The following is a 1,396-nucleotide window of genomic DNA, read 5'->3' as shown; positions in this document are numbered from 1 at the left end:
GTCCCACCAGCAGACCGCGGACCTGAACCCACGACGACAGAGGTGAGCACCAGGCCTGCCGGAGCCCTCGACGTCTCACCGCTTACCGTGCACGAACTCGTAAAGGGTGTTGCAGAAGGCTCAGTTCCGGGCATTTTCCCTGCATGGGTGCGGTGTTGCGGGCTGAGCCGGTGTGGGTCGAGACGTTCACGGGCTTGCGAATCGACCGGTTTGCGAAGCTGGTGAAAGCAGTGAAGGAGCGGGGCGGGAACGGTCCCGGTGGTGGCCGGCCGTGGTGTCCGCCGCTGGCCGACCGGGTCCTGCTCGTGGCCGTCTCCTACCGCACCACCACCGCTCACCTCAACCACACCCCCGAAGACGTGCGAGGGACGAACCTGCTCGCCGCCTGCTAGCTCTGCCACCTCCGCATCGACCACGGCCAGCACCGGGTCACCCGCTCCCCCACCCTCGCCGCCCGCGCAGCCGCCGCCGGACAGCTCAAACTCCTCACCGAGACCGCGCTCACCCGAACCGAACCGCCCACCCCACCGCGCCCCATCCGGGGCCGCGCCCCCGCGACCGCGCTCCACCAGCTGCCCTTCCCCCGAACCCGAACAGGAGCCCAAGCCCATGGCCCGCATCAGGGTGAAGATCGCCCCGCTCTACCCCGACGGAACCGAGTGCACCCACGCGGTCAGCCCTTCCGGCAAGCCCCGCGATGCCAGCGCCGGGTGCGTCGGCCGCTGCAACTACGCCGTGATGTGCAGTGCCTGCGGCCCCGTCGGCGACCCGCACGGCCTGCGCGTCCTTGCCGAACCGGAGCAGCGCCAGCACCGCGACAACCACAAGGCCGCGCCCAGCCCGGCCACTCGCGGCCTCTGACTGCGAAGGCCCCGCGCGCCCGGAACTGAAGGAGCGCGGTGGCTTTCTGTGTTTCAGGGCGCCTACGTGTTGCCCCTCCCGGTCTCGGTTCCCGATGTGCTGGAGGCACGGGTCCCGATGAGGCTCTGTCACCGCCAACAGGTCCTCAGGCGAGGGGGGTGCCACCGGGTCATCTCCGACGTGCTCTGGCGGTGAGCACGGCGCGTTAACGGTGTTAACGGTCTCGCCCCTGCCCGGCTGTCTCCGACGGCTCTGTTGTCAAGGCGTCTTGGCAGGGGCGATCGCCTTCTCCCCCTGCTGCTCGTTCGGCAAGCGACTGATGCGACCGGGCCGGTTCGATCACGGTGGCTCTTCGCCCCCGTCGTGACTCACCCTCTGCGCGCCAAGCCCGTATAGCCCACGACGGCAAGCGTCGTCATGGCCCAGCCCAGACCGGTGGCGATCGGGCCTTGTCCCCAAAAGGTGGACACCTGTTCGTGTCGTTATGCGGCAAGTGTCAGAGTAGCTGACTGCTGTTCGTAGACGTTCGGTGCCT

The 1,396-nt window shown here is 68.9% G+C and carries 1 protein-coding gene and 1 pseudogene; both read left to right on the top strand.

All coding sequences use genetic code 11. The features are described from left to right. Window positions 1-143: 143 nt before the first annotated feature. Window positions 144-326: pseudogene (locus AB0E14_RS39760) on the top strand (IS5/IS1182 family transposase); the annotation flags it as partial. 283 nt (window positions 327-609) lie between these two features. Further along, window positions 610-861 carry a hypothetical protein gene (locus tag AB0E14_RS39755; protein ID WP_362430477.1) on the top strand — a complete coding sequence of 84 codons (252 nt, stop codon included), beginning with the start codon at window positions 610-612 and terminating at the stop codon, window positions 859-861. Window positions 862-1,396: the final 535 nt, after the last annotated feature.

Source organism: Streptomyces sp. NPDC047981 (assembly GCF_040653315.1).
GTDB lineage: Bacteria > Actinomycetota > Actinomycetes > Streptomycetales > Streptomycetaceae > Streptomyces.
Note: the sequence above shows the minus strand (reverse complement) of the source record. Positions and strands in the feature narration are given on the sequence as shown.

Bases quoted from the DNA above. Each gene is read 5' to 3' on its own strand.
- AB0E14_RS39755 (WP_362430477.1), top strand. From the start codon at position 610: ATGGCCCGCATCAGGGTGAAGATCGCCCCGCTCTACCCCGACGGAACC.